This is a genomic window from Roseimicrobium sp. ORNL1, from assembly GCF_011044495.1.
Taxonomy (GTDB): domain Bacteria; phylum Verrucomicrobiota; class Verrucomicrobiia; order Verrucomicrobiales; family Verrucomicrobiaceae; genus Roseimicrobium.
Window position 1 is genome coordinate 2,194,314 of record NZ_CP049143.1, and the last position, 22,254, is coordinate 2,216,567.

The window sequence follows — 22,254 nt, forward strand, 5'->3', positions numbered from 1 at the left end:
ATAAAACGTTTTTCAATGCATGTTCTAATATTGCATTGAAAAACGTTTAACGGTCGATCCTTCATCTATGTCATTCTTGAACTAGTGCTTTACGGGCAGGAGTGCCCCGATTCTTGAGAGGAGAGGAATCCTTATTCAACCTGCGTTCATCCGAATTGGGCATGATACATATGCGCAAACAGCACGACCACAGGGAGTGCGGTCGTGCCGTTTGTATCAGGCGGGTGGGTGACGTCCTCCTTTAGAGGCTTGCCTAGGCGAGTTTGTAGCTGTCAGCCCACTCTTTGCGGGGAGCGGCTCCGGCGAGCAAGGCGTTGGCGGCGTCGTTGCCGGTGAAGCGCTTGGTCTTGGGGTCGAAGGTGAGTTCGGTGTTGAGGTACTCGGAGATCATGCCGAGGTTCAGGACCTGGGTGAGTTCGCCGGAGATGCTGAAGGGGGATTCGGTGGTGCCGTTGCCCATGCAGGCTTGCACGAAGCTCTCGAAATGGGTGAGCTTCGGTGGGTGAAGGGCCAGGGCGTCACGGAATTCGAGCATCTTGGTGCGGGGATAGACCAGGGAGTGGTTGTCGTGGGAGCCACGCTGCACGATGTAGTCGCCCTGCTTGCGATAGAGGAGCGATCCATTTTTGAGGGGCTTCGGGACGACGATTTTTCCATCCTTGTCCGGATCGCCGTACTTTTCTGCAATCTCGATTGGGAAGTCTCCGGCTTTCCAGTCGAGCTCGACGGCGGGAAGTTTGGCGCCGCGCTCGGGGAATTCGAATCGGATGTTGGAGCTGAGGGGGAAGCTGATTTGATTGTGATCCGCGAGCGCCACCGGAGTGATGCGGGTGGGCAGGCCCAGCTTGAGGTGATGGTGGGCGAAGTCGATGATGTGCGCGCCCCAGTCGCCGAACATGCCGCCGCCGTAGAGGTGGAAGCCACGCCAGTTGAAGGCATGGTACATCTTGCTGAAGGGCTTCACCTCGCGAGGCCCGCACCACAGATCCCAGTTCTTCAGAGATTCCGGCATCGGCTCCTCCGGTGGGAAGCCCTTGATGCGCTGGGCGGCATCCATGAACCAGAGCGAGGGTGATTTCCACGCTTCGATTTTCACGATGTCGTCCACGATGCCGGCGGCGAGCATCTGCTTAAATTGTTCGGCTCCTGCGGATGTATGGCCCTGGTTGCCCATCTGGGTGACCACCTTGAACTTCTTCTCCGCACGCATGAGGATCTCTGCCTCTTCGAAGGTGTGAGTGAGCGGCTTCTCCACATACACATGCTTGCCGAGAGCCATCGCCTGAATCGCGGCGGTGAAGTGGGTGTGGTCAGGCGTGACGACGCTGACGGCATCGATGTCCTTGCCCATTTCATCCAGCATCACCCGGAAGTCATTGAAGCGCTTCACGTCGGGGAAGGCTTTCAGGTTTTTATCAATGTTCCCGGCCGTTGCGAAATCCACGTCCGCGAACGCGATGGGCTTGGCGGTACCTGCGGCAGAAAGTCCTGGGATGACACTCTGAGCCCGGCCACCCACGCCAATGCAGCCGAGGTTTAGGCGTCGGCTGGGTGGGAGTTGGGGATTGTCGGCAGCGCGGGCACTGGTGAGGTAGGCGGGAATAAACGTGAAGCCGAACCCTGCTGAGAGCGATTGTTTGACGAATTTGCGACGGGACGGGAGGGGGGAGGTGTCGGTGGTTGGTTTCATGAGTGTACTTGGGAAAGGGAACGGGCGCGCGGTGTTGGGTGTATCAGTGAAGGCACCGGCTTAGAAAGATCCAGTGTTTGGGGGATGCGAAGCTTTCCGGTTTCTCCGAGCCAGGAGCGGAGACCGTGCTGGCCCTGTTTTGCGGAGCTACAGAAGGAACAGCTTATAAAGAGTCATTCCGTCTGATTGCGAAAGGGCAGCCCCTTCGCATCCGATGGTAACGATATCCCGCGAAGGGACTTGCTGACTTGCCTCACTAATGAGTGACAAAACCTTCCGCCGCCCATCGGAGTAGTAGTGAAACTGCAGAGCCCAGAAATATTAAAGATCCCGGAACGCCCCCCATCCATGCTATCGCAAAAAGACATCGATTCCCTCGATTCCCCTGAAGTTCCGAGGGGAACGAAAGAACAACGCCATACAATCTAACCCTGACCCTCCATGGTATGGGCTGAAGCGCCTTGGGTAAGGACTGCGACCTTGCCCAAACGGCATTCTCTTTCCAAATGCGCCACAACAACCATTGTTCCGCAGCCCAACCGGCCAAGAAAAATAACATGCCTGCTTTCGCGAGAAATTCGAAGAGCATTTGACTACCAGCTATGAGTTTTACTGCACCCCAACACCTGTTTCTACCCGAGCGCCATGCCAATGGCAATGCCTTCGCAGTACCAAGCGGCAGTCAGTTTCATTTCACGGCGGAGTGAAGTCAAAACGAAACGGCAGCTAAAGCAGCCGCTCCTTGAATTGCCGGGTTCTCCTGCATGCAAAAAGAAAGGCCGTCAGGTGGTTTTCCTGACGGCCTTTCGATGAATGATTTGCGGGAGTACCGCTGGCTTCGCCTACCTTACTTGGCGGCGATGTACTTCACGAGGTCCACGCAGCGGTTGCTGTAGCCCCACTCGTTGTCGTACCAGCTCACCAGCTTGAAGAAGCGGCTGTTCAACTCGAGGCCGGAACCGGCGTCGAAGATGGAGCTGTGGCTGTCGTGGATGAAGTCGGTGCTCACCACTTCGTCAGCGGTGTAGGCGAGGATGCCCTTCATGTAGGTCTCGCTGGCCTTCTTCATGGCAGCGCAGATTTCCTTGTAGGAGGTTTCCTTCACGGTCTTCACGGTGAGGTCCACCACGGAGACGGTCGGGGTGGGCACGCGGAAGGACATGCCGGTGAGCTTGCCCTTCACTTCGGGAATCGCGAGACCCACGGCCTTGGCGGCGCCGGTGGTGGAGGGGATGATGTTGATCGCAGCGCTGCGGCCACCCTTCCAATCCTTCTTGCTCGGGCCGTCCACGGTCTTCTGCGTGGCGGTGTAGCTGTGGACGGTGGTCATGAGGCCTTCCTCGATGCCGAAACCTTCCTTGAGCAGCACGTGCACGACGGGTGCGAGGCAGTTCGTGGTGCAGCTCGCGTTGGAGATGATGTTGTGCTTCTCCGCATCGTACTTCTCATGGTTCACACCCATCACCACGGTGATGTCTTCGTTCTTGCCAGGAGCAGAGATGATGACCTTCTTCGCACCAGCCTTGAGGTGGCCGGCGGCCTTCTCAGCTTCGGTGAAGAGACCGGTGGACTCGATCACGATGTCCACGCCGAGTTCCTTCCAGGGGAGGGCGGCAGGGCCTTCCTTCACGGCGAGGCACTTGATTTCGTGGCCATCCACCACGAGCACGTCGTCTTCAGCCACGCTGTCGCTGGACTTCTTGCTGTACACTTCTTCCTTGGCCTTGCCCTGCGTGGAGTCGTACTTCACGAGGTAGGCGAGGTTGTCGGCGGGGACGAGGTCGTTGACGGCGACGACGTCGATTTCTTTGCCGAGCAGGCCCTGGTCACAGATGGCGCGAAAGACAAGACGCCCGATGCGTCCGAAACCGTTGATGCCGATTTTGATCATGTTCTAGGAGTGTATTGTGGTGTTTTGAAAGAGTACGCGTGTGAGGCGCGGGGGAGAAGGACTTAGGCCGAAATAGGGGGGGAGTCAAATGCAGCGTGTTCCGTGCCAGCCGGGCGGCCCGGGGGAGGGGAAACCTAGGGAGAATGGATGGCCTCAATCATACGCATGGCTTGGGCGTTCGGCTTCACGTCGTGCACGCGGATGACATCCGCGCCAGCGTCACGCATCCACGCCGTGAGTGCCACGGTGGGCCAGTAGCGGGCGTTGGGGTCATTGTCCTGCAACAGCCGCGCTATCATGGACTTCCGCGAGACACCCACCGCCAGCACACAGTCACTCACCCGGAGTTCCGGCAGAGCGCGCAGCAGGGCCAGATTGTGCTCTTGTGTCTTCCCAAAGCCGAAACCGGGGTCCAAGGCCACGCTGGCGGGGGAGACGCCGGCCTCGGCGAGATTTGCCAGTCGGCTGGCAAAAAATTCACGGACCTCGCGCACCACGTCGGTGTAGACTGGATTGGCCTGCATGGTGCGTGGCGTGCCCTGCATGTGCATGAGGATGAGTCCGGCCCCGGTCTCGGCGGCGGCACGCACCATATCCGGGTCGGAGAAGCCGGTGACGTCATTGATGATGTCCGCACCTGCAGCCACGGCGGCGCGGGCGACTTCTGCCTTCATGGTGTCCACGGAAATGAGGGCATGTGTCTGTGCACGAAGTTTCTCGATGGCTGGGACGATGCGCCGAATTTCCTCTGCGGCACTCACTGGGTCTGCCCCGGGCCGGGTGGACTCACCGCCGATGTCCAGGATATCCGCACCCTCTGCGACCATCTCGAGGGCGTGGGCCGCCGCGCTTTGCAGATCGAAATATTTCCCGCCGTCCGAAAACGAGTCAGGGGTGACATTCAGCACCCCCATGATCATGCCTCGCTTGCTGAGGTCGTGATGCTTGCTGCCGATGCGCCAAATGCGGGACATGCTTGTCCGTAGCAGGCTGCGTGGTGCATTCAAGAGGACTGACGGTGAATCAGTTTTGTGAGGGATTTGGAGCTGCAGAGCGAGCAACGCCGGCCAGAGGCCAGCGCTCCCAAGGGCCGTGCTCGCTTCGTTCGCGTCATGTTTCATGAATGACGAACTGCCATTCGACATTGGGGAGGGGTTGCCTACCTTTGTCGCCATGTCACGCGCCTCCGTTCTGCTGTTCGTCCTCCTTGTTCTTGGCATCGGACTTGGTCTGGTGCTCAAAGACGGGCGCAGCGCCTCAAAAAAGAACACGCCTGCTGCGTTAGCATCCGGGATGGCAGAGGCACAGAAAACTGCTGCGTCGCCTGCTTTGCCACCGTCTGCCCAAGCTCCACTTCCGCCGGCATCCGCACCGACAGATCTCGCGGAAGCAGCCTCCGCCATGCAGAACCTTGCCACCAGGGAGGGAGCGGCGCCTGCGGCGACCGAAAGTGCAGCCACCGATGCCGGCAAGTCCATCAAGGTGCTGGAGGAGCAGATCGAGTACCTGCAGGGCCAGGTGGACATTTTGCGGAAGGAGAACTCCACGCTTCTAGACAGGCTGGCCACGCTCACCGCACCGGCAACGGGCAAAGGCGCGATGCCACAGCAAGCGCCACAGTCGCAGAAGAATCCCTCCGCCTGTGAACCGCCGAAGCCAGAGGCGGAAGGCGAGGCACCCGACTTCGTGGGTGTAGGCATTGAGCTGGTGAAGATTCGTGAGCTGAAGGATGTGCCCATTCCCACCATCAGCGTGGATCGCACTGCGGTGCAGAAGCACATCGCAAAGTGGCTGGAAACGCAGTTCCCCGCGGACCATGGAAAGCTGCAGGGCCGCGCTCTCACTGCCTTGGGCGCGATTCCTGAGCCCGTGGACACGGTGGCGTTGAAGGCGCAGTTCCTTTCCCACCAGATTGGCGCGTGGTATGTGCCGGAGGAGCAGTCGCTGTATCTCGCGTCCGAAGGGGAGATTCCCGTGGGTATGGAGCGCCGGGAGAATGCGCTCGGTCTTGCTTACGGGTATCTCTTCAAACGCTTTGGCAGCAAGCTCTTCCCCAGCGGAGCGAAGCCGCTCACGCTGGACGCACGCCTCGCGCATGAAACTGTGCTGGCGGGTGATGCCTCCCTCACACGCTTCCTGCATGCGCTGAAGCATCCGCACACGGGTGGTGGTGGTGGCGTGGGAGAGGATCCTGATGATCCCTCGCGCTCGGTGCCCATTCCGAATTTCCTGCGCCAGCTTGAGCTTGCAGCATTCAACGCGGGCTTCGATTTCATGCAGGCCCTGCACAGCATCGGTGAGTGGGAACAAGTGAATGCCGCCTACTCTCGCACGCCCATTGCTGGTGCTGAGATTCTCGACCCGCAGTTGTATCTGAATGAGACACCCTTTGCTTTGCAGCCAATTGAGTTTGCGGACGTGAAGGTGAATGGGGCGGATCCCTTCTGGCAGGATACGCTGGGACCGCTGGCCACGGTGATTTTCCTGCGTGCCCATGCGCCCGAGCCCATTGCTGCAGATACCGCACCCGGTTGGGCGAATGACAAGCTCTTCACCTACGCTGCCGGCGACAAGCCACGCGGCCATGCGGTGTGGCAGACCTTGTGGCGCGACAGCAATGCGGCGGACGCTTTCTTCTCCGCCATGCGCGACGCCCAACTCAGCCGCTACAAGGGCAGCAAGGCCGCAGCGAATGCTCCCTCCGGTGTCTTCATGCTCGAAACGGGCGACCGCACGGTGATCATGCAGCGCACGAACAAGGGCTACGGTGTGCTCTTTGTGGATGCCGCAGATGCCGGTTTCGCGAAGGCGGCGGTGGAGAAGTTTGCGAAGTGAGTGGGGAGTTGATGGTCTATGGTCGATCGTTGATAGCCTGAGGGAGTTGGGTGTGGTCACCTGCATTGATCCAACGCAGAGACACAGAGACGCAGAGGAACTGCGGAGACTGAGAATTTGTCAGCCTCTCAATTTTGTTCCCTCAGGCTATCAACGATCAACAATAGACCATCAACCGCGCCTCAATACAGCGTCCACGGCCGGAAGTAGTCCAGCAGGATGAGATTCTTGCCAGGTTCCCAGCCGGGCAGGTTTCGTTTCACCTCCGGGAAGTTCGATTGTGCGCTGAAGCGGAAGCCCTTTTCAGCGGGGATGAAGAAGTTGTCCTGATGGCTGGGCAACACGTACTTGGGCTTCAGAATTTTGACGGTTTCCGCAAGACTCCTGCGCGGGTCGGGGAGGGCCACGCCGGTGATGGCGAGATCCACAGGGGTGACTTCCCTCTGCTGCAGGGCCTGCACCATGCCGGAGGAGACGAAGATGCGCTTGCCGCCCATGGTGATGATGAAGGCGAGAGGCTCACCTGCCACCCAGTCGCGAGCACGCCTTGGAGGCGTTTCGGGCGGCTCGGTTTTGCGTCCCGGCATGATCTCCGCGCCACAGAGCCGGTCATGCTCGGTGTAGAGCGCTTGTACGGTCACGCTGTCGAATTGTCTGGTCTCGTGCGATGCCAGCGTGGGATTCGGCTGCGTGAGGATGGGCACAAGCTGCCAGTCCGGCACCTGCTTGAGTGATTTCACGAGGTTGCAGCTCGTGGGTGAGGCCACGATCCTGGCGCCGGTGCGCTGCGCGATGATGGGAACATCCAGCAGGTGATCGATGTGGCCGTGCGTCACCAGGATGAGATCCACGGTCGCGGGGAAGTTGCGCATGGCCCAGTCGATGCGGCTCTTGTTGGGCGTCACCTCACCGACGAGGTAATTGCGAAGGGGCGGACGGGAGAAGAAGGGGTCCACCAGCACGGTGGCATCACTGCTCTGGAGCAGGTAGCCATTCACCCCGAGGTAGGTCACTCGCACGCCCGAGTCGGGGGACACGGGCACATCCGCCACCACCGTGTCCTTGAATTTCCCGATGCCGGGTCCTGCACAACTGGTGCACAACCCAAAGCAAGCGGCCAGAAGCAGAGAGCGCACGGCGGGAAGAGTCATGGCGGGAAAGATGCACAGAGCACACCAGAATCGCATCTGGCAGGCAAGATCTTTGGACGAAGGTGCACGAGAACGAAACTTGGCAAACCGGGTGCCACGGAACAGGTTGCGCCTGCCCTGCCTAGACCTCACCCATGCCCGACCTCCTCAAGTTTCTCATCCTGGATGGACACAGCGTGATCTACGCTTGGGAGGAACTGCGCAAGCTGCACCTGCGGGCGGCAAAACGCTACCTCGCGCGTGAGGAACTCCTCAAGCGCATGCGCACCCTGCAGGACATGCGAGGCGAGCGGGTGGTGGTGGTCTTTGATGGCATCGGCACCAAGATTTCCGAGAGCCGGGAGAAGGACGATGTGCAGGTCTTCTATGCGGATGCGGGGCACACGGCGGATGCGCTCATCGAGCAGCTCGCGGCGAAGTATGCCGGTACTTATGCCATCCGTGTGTGCACGGCGGACAGGATGATCTGGGATGGCATCAGTGCCTCGGGTGCGAACTGGATTTCGCCGGATCTGCTCAGGCATGAAGTGGAGCAGGCGGAGAGTGAGGTGGCGAGGAAGACTGGGAAGAAGCGGTAGGAGGTTAGGCCTTCTGGCCTGACGGTGGGCGTTGGGTCTTCCGACCCGACGATAGTAGCGATTATTTCTGATGGTCGGGTCAGAAGACCCAACATCCCTGTCAGGCCGGAAGGCCTAACCTCCGTCTGAGATAGCTGCTATTTCAAGTGCTCCAGGAAAAACCCGAAGATATCTGGATGCTTCACATCCTTCGCGCCGGTGTAGTTGAACTCGTAGGGTGCGCCCACGCTCTTGAGCTTTTCCACCAGGCCGGCGCCGAAGTTTGCGGAGTGGGGTGGGTCCTTGGCGGGTTGGCCCATGGCGGGTACGGAATCGTAGAAGAGATACACGGGCGGGTCGTCTGCGGTGGCGAGCAGGTAGGGTGAGAACTTCTCAATCCACGGCATGAGGGTTTCGCGTTTGTCGAGGAAAGCCTGGTAGCTCGGCAGGGCGAAGGCGTGGTTGCCGTATTCGTTGTTGGAAATCCAGTCGCGCATCTGCTTTGGATCCAGTGAGGTCTGCGGCACGAAGGTGATGGCGCAGAGCAGACGCGTGGATTCACGGGCGATGGGGTCCGCGCTCTTCGGGTCGGCCAGGTCCGGGTGATAGGCAAGCCACAGCGTGGTGAATCCACCTGCCGAGCCACCGCAGCCGACGATGCGTGTCTTGTCGATGTTCCACTCGCCGGCCTTGCTGCGCACGAACTGCAATGCACGGGCTGCATCATCGAGACAGGCCTTCACGGGCGGGTCGATCTTCTCCTCGATGGCATTTGGAATGAGCCGGTAGTTGATGGACACGACGGAGATGCCGGACTCCAGACACTTCGCGAGGAAGTCAGGGTTCGCCTTGTCTCCATTCATCCATCCACCGCCGTGCACGAAGAACATAAGCGGGGTGGGCTTGCCTGCCTCCTTGGCGGACTTCGTCTGGTAGAAATCCAGCACCTGCCGCGCATGCTTGCCGTAGGGCACGTTGGCCTGGGTGGGGGTGGGGGATTGGGCCTGCAACGCCGTGGTGAGCGCTGCGGCAAGAAGGGATGCAAGACCAAGTCTGGCGATGAAGGTCATGAGGAGAGGTGTGGTGTGCCGGTATTTCGAGGGTGGTCGTGGGAATGCAACTGTGGTGTGGAGGGAAGTGTGCGAGTTCGGGATCGAAGCTCCCAGATGCTGACGCGTAGCGTCCTTGGACTGCGGCAGCCTGCTGCCGCTTTGAAGAGTCTGCAGCCTGCTGCAGCGATGGCGACACTCGCCGGTGATCTCACGCTGCCAGAAACCATAGGCGACTTCGTCGCAATGAAGCGTGCAGCAGGCTGCACTTCAGGAAAGCGGCAGCAGGCTGCGCGCAGTCCAATGCCTTCGGCTCCAGCTTTTGTTGCTAGTTCGGTCCGCCGCGCTAGCCCGGACTCAACCCCAGGATTTCATTCCGGCTTTCCCGCAACCATGCTTGCTGTTCCTCGGTGTCTGGAACGGACACACCTCGGGCCTTGGTAATGTGATTGAATGCGTCATCGGGCTCGAAGCCTGCGAAGAGTAAAACACTCGCAACCATCAAGCTGGCACGGCCAATCCCGGCGCGGCAGTGAATGACGGTGTTGATCCCGCCTGCGGTAGTTTCATAGAGCATGGACGAGAGTTCGCGGAAGTCATGAATGGAAGAAGGCACACCGCGATCTCCGATGGGGAAGGAGAGAAACTGAATGCCGTGTGTGGCGCAGAGTTCCGATTCCGAGCCCAGTCCCAACTCCCGCGCTTCTTCCGGTTCAAGAAGCGAGACAATGCGATCAATGCCCATCTCCGACAGTTGGGAAAACTGTTCATCGATCCATTCTCCAGGTACTGGCCTGGCCATGATGGCAAGGAAACCAGAACCGATTCGTTCAACGATGTAGATTTGAGGTTCGAATGCCATGAGCGAGGTGAGAGACTGCCTTAATTGCGCCTGCTACCCCAAACTATCGGGATACTTGAAGTCTAGTTTTGCCATGAAGTCGACCAGTTGCCAGCAGTCCCAGGCTTCGAATTCGTCGGACGCGTAAGCTTTGGATTCGCCGTCGAAGTCTTCGGCGCCATGATCCACGAGATAGCGTTCGATGTCTTTTTCCTGCACACCCGGCCACGCAGAGCAGATGGCTTTTGCATTCCCACGCCACTTGTGCCGTTCTTGTTCGGAAACTTCTCCCCAGTATTCGGGCAAACTGTTGAAGCAGTCCGTTTCCACGCCGGAGCGATAGAAGATGTACATCCAGAGGTCATCGTCATGGATGTGGAAATAGAATGCCGGGCACTGGATTGTCGCTGAGATGGCCTCAACGGCCTCACCAGGATCTTCTGCATCCCCATCCATCATCATGATGGTCCGCTCTGGGGAGGATACGTGAAATTGTACCTCGGTGAGTGATTTGGGGTAGGTATCGCGGAGCGCAGAGACTGCTCGCGAAACGTCTGATTCCGGTGCGAGGAAGGCGCCAAGTTGAAGGAAGAGACCCATGATGTGGATTGGATAGGTGATGCATCAAGCTAGTGGCCAGTCGGGTGTGCCGTCGAGTGAAAGTGGTGTCAGCAAAGAGGTCGTCCGCGCCGCGAGGTTCCGTTTCCCGATAAAAGCGGCGAGGGACTGCTGGTTGCAGGGGTATTTCATCCGGATGCTCCGCCCACGAAATTAGGAGGCCGACGCAGCAGCCCCTACCAGCCAATAGGTGGGCTGCATCATGGACCGGAGGCGCACGATTTTCATTCCTTCGCCTGCGTTCGGCGTACGCTCAGGTGGGCCCGACATGAAGGACTCCAACAAAAAAGCTGGAGCAGGCTCCAGCTTTCAAGTTTTGGGATTGCGGGTCCGCGAAGTCGTCTCCGAGCGCTGCCCTACTTATCCTGTTCCGCACCAGAGGCCACGGCCACGCCGGCTTCATCCGGGGGCAGGAAGGCTTTGAAGCGGTTCTTGTCGATGGCCTTCATGTAGGCCTCCATGGGGCTGATGTAGCCGTCGCGGAGTTTTTCCCAGATGGCTTCGTCCATGAACTGCATGCCTTGGGCCTTGCCGCCGATGATGACGTCGTAGAGCTTCTGTGTGGCACCTTCACGGATGATGGCGCCCACGGCGGGGGTGGCGACCATGATTTCATTCACGGCGGCGCGGCCCTTGCCGTCCGCCTTCTTCACCAGGAGCTGGGCCACGACGCCGCGCAGGGAGGCGGCGAGCATGGTGCGCACCTGGCTCTGCTGGTCCGCGGGGAAGACGTCCACGATACGGTCGCAGGTCTTGCGTGCGTTGTTCGTGTGCAGCGTGCCGAAGACGAGCAGGCCCGTCTCAGCAGCGGTCAGCGCGAGGGAGATGGTTTCGTGGTCTCGCATTTCCCCCACCAGCACGATGTCTGCATCTTCACGCAGGGCGGAGCGCAGGCCGTCGGAGAAGGTCGGGGTCTGGATGGGCACCTCACGCTGGGTGATGATGCTCTTCTTGTTCCGGTGCACGAATTCAATAGGCTCCTCCACCGTGATGATGTGGCGGTTGAAGTTCGTGTTGATGTAGTCGATCAGAGCAGCAAGCGTGGTGGACTTGCCGGAGCCCGTGGGGCCCGTCACCAGCACGAGGCCGGAGCGCATGTGGCCGAATTCCTTCACCACCTGGGGAATGCCGAGCTGCTCCAGCGAGGCAATCTTGGTGGGAATGATACGAAAAACCGCGGCGTAGCCATTGAGCTGGCGGAGGTAGTTGCAGCGGAAGCGCGAGTCGCTGTCCATTTCGTAGGCGAAGTCCAGGTCGCCCTTTTCCTTGTAGCGATCCCAAGCGCGCGGCTCGCAGATCTCACGCATCATCGTTTCCATGTCCGTGTCAGACATGATGGTGTCCGAGATGGGCTTGATGCTGCCGTGCACGCGGACCTTGGGCGGGTTGCCCTGGGAGAGGTGAAGGTCAGAGCCGCCCAGCTCGATGAGGCGTTTGAAGAGACTGTCAATGATGGCCATGATGGGGGAGTAAAGTGGGATGCGGTGCGGTGCGGCAGCGGGGAATCAGGAATCAAGGAACTTGAGCATGCTGCCCTTGTCCTCGGCACGGCTCAGGGTTTCTTCGCGACTGATGGAGCCTTGGGAGTAGAGCGCCTTCAGCGAGTCATCCATGGTGATCATGCCCACGGATTTGCCGGTCTGCATGATGCCGGGGAGCATGAAGGTCTTGCCTTCGCGAATACAGTTCGCCACAGCGGGCGTGTTCACCAGAATCTCGAGTGCCATGATACGGCCATCGCCGTCCTGCCGCGGGATGAGCTGCTGGGAGATGATGCCGCGGAGAGATTCACTCACCATGATGCGGATCTGGTCGCGCTGGTCACTGGGGAAGACGTCCAGCACACGGTCCAGGGTACGCGGGGCATTGCCCGTGTGGAGCGTGCCGAGCACCAAGTGACCCGTTTCTGCAGCGGTGATGGCGAGAGAGATGGTTTCCAGGTCGCGCATTTCACCCACCATGATGACGTCCGGGTCTTCACGGAGTGCGCCGCGCAACGCTGCGGCGAAGGAGGCGGTGTGCGAGCCCACTTCGCGCTGATTCACGTGGCAGCCTTTGGGCGTGAAGACGTACTCGATGGGGTCTTCCAGCGTGATGATGTGGTCCTCACGTTCCTGATTCACCTCATCGACCAGGGCCGCGAGGGTGGTGGACTTGCCGGAACCGGTGGCGCCGGTCACGAGTACGAGGCCGTTGTGATAGCGGGTGAGTGTGCGAGCCGTTTCCGGCAAGTCGAGCTCTTCGATGGTGCGGATGCGGCTGTCGATAACACGGAAGACCATGTCAATGCCGAGGCGCTGGACAACCACGGAGCAACGGAAGCGACCGAAGGTCGGAGAGTAGGCGAAGTCCACGTCACCGCGCTTTTCCAGCGTCTTCACGTGGGCATCGGGGAGGAAATTGTAAGCCAGGCGGCGGGCGTCTTCCGCCGTGAGGAGAGCGGCATCCGTCCAGATGGGTTGGAGCACGCCGAAGCGGCGCCACATGGGAGGTGCGCCAGTCGCGAGGTGAAGGTCCGAGCAGCCGTACTCTTGGGCGAGTTGCAGGTACTGATCCACGGAGCTGAGCGTGGTGACTGCGGGATGCGAATGATCTTCCTCCACGGCAACTGCTACGGCTACGGCTTCGTCTTCTGTCTGTGTCTGGCTCATTCAGGGTTCGAGGTTTGGTGGGGGGCTTGAAATTGCGACATGTACTTTGAGATGAAGGGCAGGACGATGGGCAGCAATTGCTGGGTGGCCAGGGCGAGCAGGGGCTCACGGGCGATGCCCCACAGTCCATTGAAAAGGAAACTCGTGATGGAACGCCGCCGTGGCGCGGCCCCGGACGCTACTGAACCGCGATCCGCAAACAGCCAGCGGAAGGCGAGGAATCCCGCAACGACAGAGCCTACCGCGATGGCGATGTGGTGTTTTTCCACGCGCTCGCGAATGATGTTGCGCGGCCGCCAGTGCTCACGTGCTTCCGCCCAGCCGCCGCGCAAATTGGTGCGGGCCTGGTCTAGGGCATTGATGGCTTGCAGTTTCAGCGTTTGCCTGTCTGGCTGGAGAGCCATGCGCGATCTTTTCTGAATTCGTTAATAGTGTCTCCAAACCAGCGCATGGACGCAAGACGGTTTCTTGTGGCCAGGAGGAAGATGAAGGCGACGAAAAGGTGAAAGCCGGCGAGCGCACCTGCAGCCGCCTGCCAGGACCAGCGGGCCTGGGTCATGAGAAGGTCCGCCACGACTCCCGCCAGCAGCAGCCACCCGATGAAGATGGCGGCACCGGCGAGCCCCACGAAGATGAGGACACGCACCACCTGGCCGAGTGCTTCCTGAGCTTCCAGCGTCAGCAGGATGCCTCGCGCTTCCAGATAGCGGAGGAAGGGCTCAGAGAGCCCGGAGGAAGGCATGGCGGGGCCTCGGGGGTGTTCGTTTTCAGGCGGAGCCGCATCCATGGGCGTCTGCGCGAAGCAATATGTTCAAGGGTAAGCGCCCGTGGTGGGGTAGCGAGTGCGAGGGATGCTGTCTGCCTAGCGCTTCAGGATGACTCCCACGAGGAATCCCACGCCAAACGCGGCAAGCACCGCTTGAAGGGGCTTCTCACGGGTAAACTTCTCCGCCTCAGTGGCGATGTCCTTGGTCTTCGCGCGTGTTTCTTCCCAAGCCTTGTCCGCGTATTCGCGCGCATGCTGGGAGGCTTCCTCGGCGGAATGCTTCCACTGCTGCGCCCGCTGCTCGGCGGCCTGGCGAAATTCCTGGGCCTTTACCGTCGCGGCGCTGCGAAGATCCTCGGCGGCTTTCAGAGCGCTGGCCTTGGCTGAGGCAAACGGATCCGCACCCGGCGCGGCTCCAAATGTGGGATCAATGGAATTGTCACTCATGGTATTGGGTCGGGTTGTGGTGGTTTTCGGATTTTCGCGAGTTTACCGAAGATCGATTCGGCAATTCAACAACAAGATGCACGGATGGCGAGGGAAATTGTAGAGGGCGCTCTCCTGCGGAACACGGTCTAAATCAAACCTTGGTCGGTGGTGATTCGGATTCTGTAGAGGTGGTATGCCTCTGGTTGCGTAGTGCTTTCGTTCGGTGGTGGTATGGAGGCAATGATTCAAGTTCCAATCGCAACGCGGCACAGGGTCATGATGGGAATCGCAGATGACCCGGTCTGGCGTGTGGACATCATTATTGCAAACTGCGAGACGCCCAGTCTGCCGGGAGTCAATAAGCAAGTCGAGTAGAGAAAATCTAAGATTTCCGCTTAGGTCGTCAGCGACGGGCGTTGAGTTTGCGGCAGATTGGGGGAATTTTACGCAATGAATTCACAATGAGCAGAAAACGATCTTGAAGTGCTCCCGGACGGTGGGCGGGTAGGAGAGTTCCCAAACGCTGCCCACTCGACAGGTCCGACTTTCCTACCTTCCGCGTCCTTTGCTGCTCACACTGCTTTGCGTTTCACCTCTTCACGCGGCGGGCAGGCCCCGGGCGCGGCGGTTGATCTCGTCGATCTGGCCGTTCAAAGTGCAATAGTCTACGACGTAGCCGATGAGGAACAGGCCGCCGGTGGCCAGCCAAAGCAGGCCGGTGAGCCATTTGCCCATGTAGAAGCGGTGCACGCCGAAGACGCCGAGGAAGGTCTGCAGAGCCCAGGCCACGGAGTAGTCGATGGGGCCGGAGGTATATTTCTGGTCGGCCTTTTTGTCCATGCCGGGGATCAGAAACAGATCGATCACCCAGCCGATGAGGAGTAAACCGCCCGTGAAAAACCAGATGGTCCCGGTGATGGGCTTGCCGAAATAGAAGCGGTGGGCGCCGGTGAACCCGAAAATCCAGAGCAGGTAGCCGATGGTTTTGCTGTGAGTCTTGTTGGGGGAAGCGTCCGTCATGGAGAGGGCAGGGATGGTACTTTGCATGCTGATACGTGTGCCGCCCTCAGTCGTCGCGTAAAACGCAACCAATTTTTACCTTGCGATTCAGGAGATTTCGGCAAATTTAAAGGACCGGCAGCCGTTCTGACACGATTCAGACTGCCGGAATGAGATTTCTACTGCATGCCAGCGACAACTGCGAACAGCGCCATCACCCGTTTCGAAACGGTCGTGAAAGAGTGGAGCGTGCTTGCGAGTTAAGTTTGTCCCTTATGGTGACTGCTGCTGCCATGTACCGCCCCTGTTTTTCGATCCTTTACGGGATCACGTCATCCGAAACCATTGGAGGTTAACCTATAAACCCTAGCTTCAACAATCGTCCCCGACCCGGCTTCCAGCGTGGAGGCCGTTACCAAGATCAGACCCGCGTCAATGACCGCATCCGGGCACCGAAGGTGCGCGTGATCGACGGTGTATCCGGACAGCAAATCGGGGTGCTTCCCACTGGACAGGCCATCCGCATGGCGCGTGAGCGCGGCCTGGACCTTATCGAAATCTCCGCCTCGGCCGATCCGCCGGTGTGCAAAATCGTCGACTACGGCAAGTACAAGTACGAGCAGGAGAAGAAGAAGAAGGAGGCCGCCAAGAGCCAGAAGGGTGGGAAGCTGAAGGAAATGAAATTCCGCATCGGCATCGACCCGCACGACTACACCATCAAGATTGCCCACGCGGAAGAGTTCCTCTCCCACGGGGACAAGGTGCGCGTGCAGCTCCAGTTCAAGGGCCGCCAGATGGCGCACCAGGAGCTGGGTTTCCAGCTGGCCCGCCGCATCCGCACCGACTTGGAGGGCATGGGTCACGTGGACCAGGAGCCGAAGATGGCCGGTCGTAACATCAACATGCAGATCTCGCCGCACCCCGAGCGGCAGCGTGTGCGCAAGTTCGCCAACTTCAAGCACGGGAAGTTCATCAACCCGGAAGAAGAGGACAACACGCACGAGTCCGACCACGATTCCGAAATCGCCGCCGAAGCCATGCAGCAAAATGGCAATGGCAGCGTAAACGGGAACGGGAATGGCGCGGTGAACGGCGATGCTCAGCCGAAAGGTGAAGGCGCCAATGCTGCGGTCTCGGACAACGCCCGCGGCTGAGTCCGTCATCCAGGATAATTCAACAACTTAAGAAGTGGAGGCATTCGTGCCTCCACTTTTTTGTAGTTGTGAGGAAGGAGGTGGCGGTCAGCTGCCGGCTAAAGGAGCGTGGGCACTCTTGTCCGCCGTTCTGTCATGTGACTGGTTCTCCGGCTGCGATGTCGCTGAGGCAGGCTTGCGTGTTCTCGCCCATCCTTGAGAGTAAGGTGAGCGCTGTTAGTGTAGGGTTCTACATTGCTCAAGCGAGCCCCGCACTCATGCATTCCTGCCCCAGCACCCTCCTCCTTTTCGACATCGATGGCACCCTGCTGGACACACGCGGGGCCGGAGCCGGGGCGCTGCTGGATGCCACTGAAGAGGTGCTGGGTTTGGCCCGCGAAAAAATTCCTCCCCTCGACCTTGCCGGAGCGACGGATGGCGCGGTCATCCGCAAGCTCTTCGCCGACGCGGGCCAGCCAGTCGAGCAGGGAAGGGTGGAGGCATTCCAGAAACACTACCTCGCCCGGCTGGAGACGAGGCTGCACCACGACGAGTTTCCCGGAAAGCTGCTCAATGGGGTGACGACGCTCCTTGCACGCTTGGGGGATGAGCCCCATTTCTCGCTGGGCCTGCTCACTGGGAACTGGCGAGCCGGAGCGCGGCTGAAGCTGGAGCGTTTTGGCATCCATGGCCACTTCCTGGACGGCGGATTTGGTGACGATGGTGAGCATCGCAACGACCTCGGCCCCGTGGCGGTGCGCCGCATGGAGGCGGCGACCGGGCGCAGCTTCGCCCCGCACCAGGTCATCGTCATTGGCGATACACCGAAGGACATCGCCTGCGCGCATGCCATGGGGGCGCGCTGCCTCGCCGTGGCCACGGGGGTGTTTGCCCATGCCAGCCTGCTGCCTTTCGCCGCCTGGCAGGTGTTGGAGAGCCTGGAGGACACGGAAGCCCTGCTCCAGGTGCTGGCGGCATGAGTCCGCTGGGTGGGTCAGATTCTCCATTCCACCGAAAAACTCAGGATTGCGTAGGGGTGAGTAATTGTTCACATTAGGGCCATGGGCACGCCCGCACTACTCACCACTACGGTAGGTTCTTATCCTGTTCCTGACTGGCTTCCCGCGCTGCCTAGTTCCCAGGCGCTGCTCGATGCGACTCGTGTGGTCTTTGACATCCAGCGCGAGGCGGGCATCGACCTGCCCACGGATGGTGAACTCTACCGCTTCGACATCAATCATCCGGATACAAATGGGATGATCGACTACTTCACCAGCAAGCTCGGTGGTATCTCACCCGCAGGGCGTGCAGAGACGGAAGTCTTCCGCGCGAAGCAGGAGATGCAGTTCCGCGCCAAACCCGCCGGCGTGGTGCGTACGCCCATCACCGAAGGGACGCTGAATCTGCCGGAGGATTGCGCGCGTGCCAGTGCAGTGGCGCGGGGTGCCTTCAAATTCACGCTTACCAGCCCGTACATGCTGGCGCGCACCTTGCTGGACAAGCACTACCGCGATCTATCCGGACTCACGCTCGCCATCGCGGATGCGCTTGCGGCACAGGTGGCGTTTCTCGACACCTCATGCATCCAGATCGATGAGGCCAACATCCCCGGCAACCCGGCGGATTCTGCGCTGGCCGCCAAGGCCATCAACCGGGTGCTCGATGCCGTTCCCAATGGGGTGCAGCGCGCCGTGCACCTCTGCTTTGGCAACTACGGCGGGCAGACGGTGCAGCAGGGCACATGGGACGCGTTGCTGACGTTCTTTAACGATCTCCAGGTGGATCATGTGGTGCTGGAGCTCGCGCATCGTCCCTCATCTGATCTGGATGCACTCAAGGACCTGCCGCCGTATGTGGGTCTTGGCATCGGGGTGGTGGATGTGAAGGTGAATCACGTGGAAACGGAAGACGAAGTCGCGCGGCGCATTGATGCCGCGGCGCAGAAACTCGGTGCGGATCGTTTGAGGTATATCCACCCTGACTGCGGCTTCTGGATGCTCAAGCGCAGCGTCGCGGATCGCAAGATGGCCGCGCTGGCGCAGGGGCGGGACAGGTATTTGAGGAGTTAGGAATGAACTGGAGCATTCGCAGGGAGCGGCACTAGCTTAGTGCCGTCATGTGGCGTGGCTATACTTGAGAACTTGGAGGCGTTCTTGAAGCTTCGGAAGAAGAGGCTCCGCCCCACACTCTGCCCACCACCGGCACTAAGGCTAGTGCCGCTCCCTGCGGAATGGTCGCTTCGTTTGGACCAGAGGAATGATGGTAGATGCGAGGGTGTAGTACATGCAAACGGGGGCAGGAATGCCCCCGCTCCTTGACAGCGTGCTGCTTCAAATGGCACGTTCAGGTATTCTAGAACTCCGGCGGACCATTCAGGTGCTCACACTTCTCCGGTTTGCCGGGGATGAACTGCACAACTTGGCCCTGCGATTCCAGCTTCTTCTGCAGCTCGGGCAGGGACACTTTTTGCACAGGTACATCGGACTTGGCGGCCATCGCGGCAGCGACACCGGCGGCGTGGCCGCCGATCATCCACACGCTCTCAAGGCGGTAGGTGCAGAAGGCGACGTGCGTGAAGCTCGCGGCTCCGGGCACGAGGAGGTTGCTGGCTTGCTCGGCTTTGGGCGTGAGTGAGCGATAGGGAATCTGATATGCATAACCCATGCGCCAGATGCGGCCTTCGTTGAGGAACTCCGTGGGAGACACAGCGAGGCGCTGCACGTGGTGGGAATCGATGAAGTGGCTGCTCATGCCGATGCTGTCGTCCTTGCGACGATCCGTCTGCACGTCCTGTTGCTTCACGACATAGGCGCCTTTCATACGACGCGCTTCGCGCACATAGAGCTGCGGGGGGAAGTTGTTGGTGTCTGCAAACTCGTCCTTGTGAAAGCCCCAGGTGGCCATGTCCTCACGCACTTCCTTGGGCACGCTCTCATCGCTGCGGAGAAACTTCAGGAGGCCGAGCGTGTAGTCCAGGTGATCCTGGTAGATGGTTTCGCGCTTCGTGTAATCGGCATCGGGGTAGCCGATCTGTCCACCGAAGTGGCCGAGAGAGAAGATGGCGGCCTGCTTGTTGTTCCCTTCAAACTTGCCGTTGCGGCGTTTGTAGAAATCCAGGATGTCCGTGCGCTTCACCACTTCGTTGCGGGAGGCCTTTTCGCGAAGCCAGTTCTCCAGTAGCTTGTAGCGTGAGCGGTCGTAGTTCTTCGGCTCGGGGATGGGCACGCGCAGGGCGGGGTCATTGGCAAAGGTGGGGCGGAAGTTGTAGTTCATGGTGCCGGGGTGGGCGTCACCTTCCTTGTAGTCCTTGACCCAGCCGCTGATGCCGGGGAGGAGTTTGCCGTTTTCATCCACGGTCTTCGCCTGGCGCACGGTCTTGTCGAAGCGGATGCCGGCGGCTTCCTCGTTGTACTCCGCCTTGCTGTCACGACCGAAGGCGTAGTCCACGCCGGCGCGTGCCATGAGATCGCCTTCGTAGCCGGCATCGATGAATACCTTACCTTTCACTTCCACGCCATCGCTCAGGGTGATGCTGGTGATCTTCGCACCGTCCTTCTGCACCTTTTCCACGACCACGCCGTAGCGCGGGGTGAGGCCGACTTCCTTCAACATGTCCTGATACACCTGCTCCGCCACGCTCGATTCGAAGAAGTACTCTGGATTGTTCGTCCCGTAGTGCTTGCCGAGGCGCTTGTAGAATTCATCCGCGAAGCCGCCGATGGTCCACTTCAGCATGTGCTCGCTCTCCGCCGTATTGATGCCGCTGGTGCTCAGGCCGCCGATGTGTTTCGTGGGCTCAATGAGGAGCACGCTGGCGCCTTCACGTTTCGCCGTGATGGCTGCAGCAATGCCACACGGCACGCCGCCGTAGATGACGACGTCATAGGATTCGGGTGCCTTGTTCGCTTGGGCGGACAAGGACAAGGGAGTGGCGAGAGCGGTCAGCAGCGTGGCGAGGAGGAATCGGCGGCGGAGCTTCATGGTGGGAGTGGGGAAGGGTGGATGGCGCAACGATCCAAGGGCCGGATGCGCAGTTTTGGACGGATGAATTTACTCGCAGGTAAGAAAGATGCCTGGTGTGGCAGCACGGAGAGTGGGCGAGTTTGAGTGCAGGGTGTTCAACGCAGAGACACAGAGGAACTTCGGAGACTGAATTCATGAGGCTCTCGACGCAACTTTCATCTCTCAGCTACTCGGGCTATGAACTATCTACCATAGACTATCAACCCTGCTTCAGTGTCAGTCTCCGAAGTTCCTCTGCGTCTCTGTGTCTCTGCGTTGAATCCAATGCAGCCCGCCACACCCAGCACCTTTCTGGAGGCGTGTCGAAGGAGCAATCTGCGAAAAGTCAGGATGCCGCCACCGCCGACTCCTCCTCACCCCCCAACTCCAGTGCCTTGATCTCCGGCAGTGCGGTGCTGCCCATGATGCCCTGGAGGCTGCCGTACAATCCGCTGGTGCCATTGAGCACGCGGGTGAGTTGCATCTCGCGCTTCTTCCAGAGGCGCTCCATGGCGCGGCGCTCTCCGTCGAGGTCCTTCTTCATTTCCACGAAGGACTCCACCACGCCCTCAATCTGGTGCTTGAACTGTGGGCTGGTGAGGAACTGATACAGCACCGCCATCTTCTCTTCCTTGCCGGATTCCGCACGCTTTGCGGCAGAGACTTGCAGCAGTCCATTTCTCAGTGCCGCAGCGAGGGCGAGGGCGAAGGGGAAATTGCAGATCCACACGCCATCGACATGGCCGCCGTGGGAGACACCATCCGGCAGGACCTGGCTTACGAGGATGGCAAGTTCCGCTCCCTGGGCGCGCTGATCATCCTTGAGCTTGCCGAGCCAGCCGGGACTCCAGTTCTTCGTGCGTTTGCTTTCCCAGATGATGGTGCCGCAATCGTGGCCCAGGTTATTGCGCACCTTCTGCAGGAGATCGGCGCCACGGGTGCCCTGCGGCACGGGGAGGAATTCATCCAGCACAAACGCTTCCTTCAGCAGATCCTCCAGTTCGAGTTCCATCACTTCGCCCTGGCTTTGCTGGGAGCCCTGCTCGGCTTTCTGCTTGAGCGTTTCGATCTGCGTCTTGAGATCATTGATGAGCTTGTCCTTGTCCGCCAGTCGCAGGTGCTGCTCCTCCGCGGCGCGGCGGCGGGCATCCTCCTCCAGGCGGGAGGTCTGCTCATCGACTTTGCGCTGCACTTCGAGTTCCAGGTTCTTGGCGCGCTCCTCCACCTCGCGCTGCTTCGTGCGCAGGGCCAGTTCATTGCGCTGGGCTTCCTCCAGCTTCTGGCTGCGCTCGGCGAGTTGGGTGCGTGCGTCCTGGAGCTCCAGGGCGAAGCCTTCTTTCGCCTCACGCACGGCCTGCTCGGTGAGTTTCTTCTTCTCCGCAGCCAGGCGCTGTGCTACTTCGCGATCGAGCTCGGCGCGGGCAGCTTCATTCTTCTGCCGCTGGGCCTCGACTTCCTTCTGCCGTGCCGCGATTTCCTGCTCCAGCTTCCGCTGCTTTTCCGCGAAGTCGCGATCGAACTCCTCCCGCAAGCTATGCGTGACAGCATCGCTCAGAGGGATGTCCGCGTGGCAGTTCGGGCAGGTGATGGTATCGGCCATGCCGACACGCTGGACAGTTTGTGAAGGGAGTCCAGAGAATTG

20 protein-coding genes are annotated in these 22,254 nt (G+C 59.9%); 5 read left to right on the forward strand and 15 right to left on the reverse strand.

Annotated features, from left to right (window positions below):
- Positions 1–253: 253 nt before the first annotated feature.
- The 3 genes from G5S37_RS08780 to folP form a co-directional block, all read right to left on the reverse strand.
- On the reverse strand, positions 254–1,690 hold the full coding sequence (locus G5S37_RS08780) for a Gfo/Idh/MocA family oxidoreductase (RefSeq protein WP_165202800.1): 1,437 nt from the start codon (positions 1,688–1,690) through the stop codon (positions 254–256).
- 847 nt (positions 1,691–2,537) lie between these two features.
- The gene (gene gap, locus G5S37_RS08785) at positions 2,538–3,581 is read right to left on the reverse strand and encodes a type I glyceraldehyde-3-phosphate dehydrogenase (protein WP_165202802.1); all 1,044 of its coding nucleotides are present in this window, start codon (positions 3,579–3,581) and stop codon (positions 2,538–2,540) included.
- A 134-nt stretch (positions 3,582–3,715) separates the two neighbouring features.
- Positions 3,716–4,555: a dihydropteroate synthase gene (gene folP, locus G5S37_RS08790; RefSeq protein WP_165202804.1), complete on the reverse strand. Its 840-nt coding sequence runs from the start codon at positions 4,553–4,555 to the stop codon at positions 3,716–3,718.
- A 145-nt stretch (positions 4,556–4,700) separates the two neighbouring features.
- On the opposite strand from folP, the gene G5S37_RS08795 reads away from it, so the two are divergent.
- Positions 4,701–6,416: a hypothetical protein gene (locus tag G5S37_RS08795; protein WP_165202806.1), complete on the forward strand. Its 1,716-nt coding sequence runs from the start codon at positions 4,701–4,703 to the stop codon at positions 6,414–6,416.
- A gap of 182 nt (positions 6,417–6,598) precedes the next feature.
- Here the strand turns inward: G5S37_RS08795 and G5S37_RS08800 are convergent, their stop codons facing one another.
- Positions 6,599–7,567, reverse strand: a complete 969-nt coding sequence (locus G5S37_RS08800; protein ID WP_165202808.1) for an MBL fold metallo-hydrolase — start codon at positions 7,565–7,567, stop codon at positions 6,599–6,601.
- Between the two features lie 134 nt (positions 7,568–7,701).
- On the opposite strand from G5S37_RS08800, the gene G5S37_RS08805 reads away from it, so the two are divergent.
- Complete coding sequence (locus tag G5S37_RS08805) at positions 7,702–8,145, forward strand: NYN domain-containing protein (protein ID WP_165202810.1); 444 nt, start codon at positions 7,702–7,704, stop codon at positions 8,143–8,145.
- A gap of 137 nt (positions 8,146–8,282) precedes the next feature.
- On the opposite strand, the gene G5S37_RS08810 is transcribed toward G5S37_RS08805, so the two are convergent.
- The 9 genes from G5S37_RS08810 to G5S37_RS08850 all read right to left on the reverse strand — a co-directional run bounded on the left by G5S37_RS08810 (position 8,283) and on the right by G5S37_RS08850 (position 15,498).
- On the reverse strand, positions 8,283–9,194 hold the full coding sequence (locus G5S37_RS08810; protein ID WP_165202812.1) for an alpha/beta hydrolase: 912 nt from the start codon (positions 9,192–9,194) through the stop codon (positions 8,283–8,285).
- A gap of 325 nt (positions 9,195–9,519) precedes the next feature.
- Entirely contained in the window at positions 9,520–10,035 is a 516-nt protein-coding gene (locus G5S37_RS08815) for a protein-tyrosine phosphatase family protein (protein ID WP_165202814.1), read from the reverse strand.
- 33 nt (positions 10,036–10,068) lie between these two features.
- Positions 10,069–10,476 (reverse strand): hypothetical protein, encoded by a 408-nt coding sequence (locus G5S37_RS08820; RefSeq protein ID WP_206026366.1) that lies wholly within the window; start codon positions 10,474–10,476, stop codon positions 10,069–10,071.
- 512 nt (positions 10,477–10,988) lie between these two features.
- Positions 10,989–12,092 (reverse strand): type IV pilus twitching motility protein PilT, encoded by a 1,104-nt coding sequence (locus G5S37_RS08825; protein WP_165202818.1) that lies wholly within the window; start codon positions 12,090–12,092, stop codon positions 10,989–10,991.
- 45 nt (positions 12,093–12,137) lie between these two features.
- The gene (locus G5S37_RS08830) at positions 12,138–13,283 is read right to left on the reverse strand and encodes a type IV pilus twitching motility protein PilT (RefSeq protein WP_165202820.1); all 1,146 of its coding nucleotides are present in this window, start codon (positions 13,281–13,283) and stop codon (positions 12,138–12,140) included.
- On the reverse strand, positions 13,280–13,687 hold the full coding sequence (locus G5S37_RS08835) for a hypothetical protein (RefSeq protein WP_165202822.1): 408 nt from the start codon (positions 13,685–13,687) through the stop codon (positions 13,280–13,282). The genes G5S37_RS08830 and G5S37_RS08835 overlap by 4 nt, the downstream gene beginning before the upstream one ends.
- A complete protein-coding gene (locus G5S37_RS08840) occupies positions 13,657–14,025 on the reverse strand; it encodes a phage holin family protein (RefSeq protein WP_165202824.1) in 369 nt (122 codons plus the stop codon). Before G5S37_RS08840 ends, G5S37_RS08835 begins: the two co-directional genes overlap by 31 nt.
- 120 nt (positions 14,026–14,145) lie before the next feature.
- Positions 14,146–14,496 (reverse strand): DUF883 family protein, encoded by a 351-nt coding sequence (locus G5S37_RS08845; RefSeq protein ID WP_165202826.1) that lies wholly within the window; start codon positions 14,494–14,496, stop codon positions 14,146–14,148.
- A gap of 579 nt (positions 14,497–15,075) precedes the next feature.
- The gene (locus G5S37_RS08850; protein ID WP_165211466.1) at positions 15,076–15,498 is read right to left on the reverse strand and encodes an NINE protein; all 423 of its coding nucleotides are present in this window, start codon (positions 15,496–15,498) and stop codon (positions 15,076–15,078) included.
- A gap of 338 nt (positions 15,499–15,836) precedes the next feature.
- Between G5S37_RS08850 and infC the strand changes: the two genes are divergently transcribed.
- The 3 genes from infC to G5S37_RS08865 all read left to right on the forward strand — a co-directional run bounded on the left by infC (position 15,837) and on the right by G5S37_RS08865 (position 18,679).
- Positions 15,837–16,631, forward strand: coding sequence for a translation initiation factor IF-3 (gene infC / locus G5S37_RS08855; protein ID WP_165211469.1), 795 nt, complete (start codon positions 15,837–15,839; stop codon positions 16,629–16,631).
- Between the two features lie 257 nt (positions 16,632–16,888).
- Positions 16,889–17,590, forward strand: coding sequence for an HAD hydrolase-like protein (locus G5S37_RS08860; RefSeq protein ID WP_165202828.1), 702 nt, complete (start codon positions 16,889–16,891; stop codon positions 17,588–17,590).
- A gap of 81 nt (positions 17,591–17,671) precedes the next feature.
- The gene (locus G5S37_RS08865; RefSeq protein WP_165202830.1) at positions 17,672–18,679 is read left to right on the forward strand and encodes a cobalamin-independent methionine synthase II family protein; all 1,008 of its coding nucleotides are present in this window, start codon (positions 17,672–17,674) and stop codon (positions 18,677–18,679) included.
- Positions 18,680–18,962: 283 nt separating this feature from the next.
- Here the strand turns inward: G5S37_RS08865 and G5S37_RS08870 are convergent, their stop codons facing one another.
- On the reverse strand, positions 18,963–20,591 hold the full coding sequence (locus G5S37_RS08870; protein WP_165202832.1) for an FAD-dependent oxidoreductase: 1,629 nt from the start codon (positions 20,589–20,591) through the stop codon (positions 18,963–18,965).
- A gap of 367 nt (positions 20,592–20,958) precedes the next feature.
- Positions 20,959–22,212 (reverse strand): DUF2130 domain-containing protein, encoded by a 1,254-nt coding sequence (locus tag G5S37_RS08875; protein ID WP_165202834.1) that lies wholly within the window; start codon positions 22,210–22,212, stop codon positions 20,959–20,961.
- Positions 22,213–22,254: the final 42 nt, after the last annotated feature.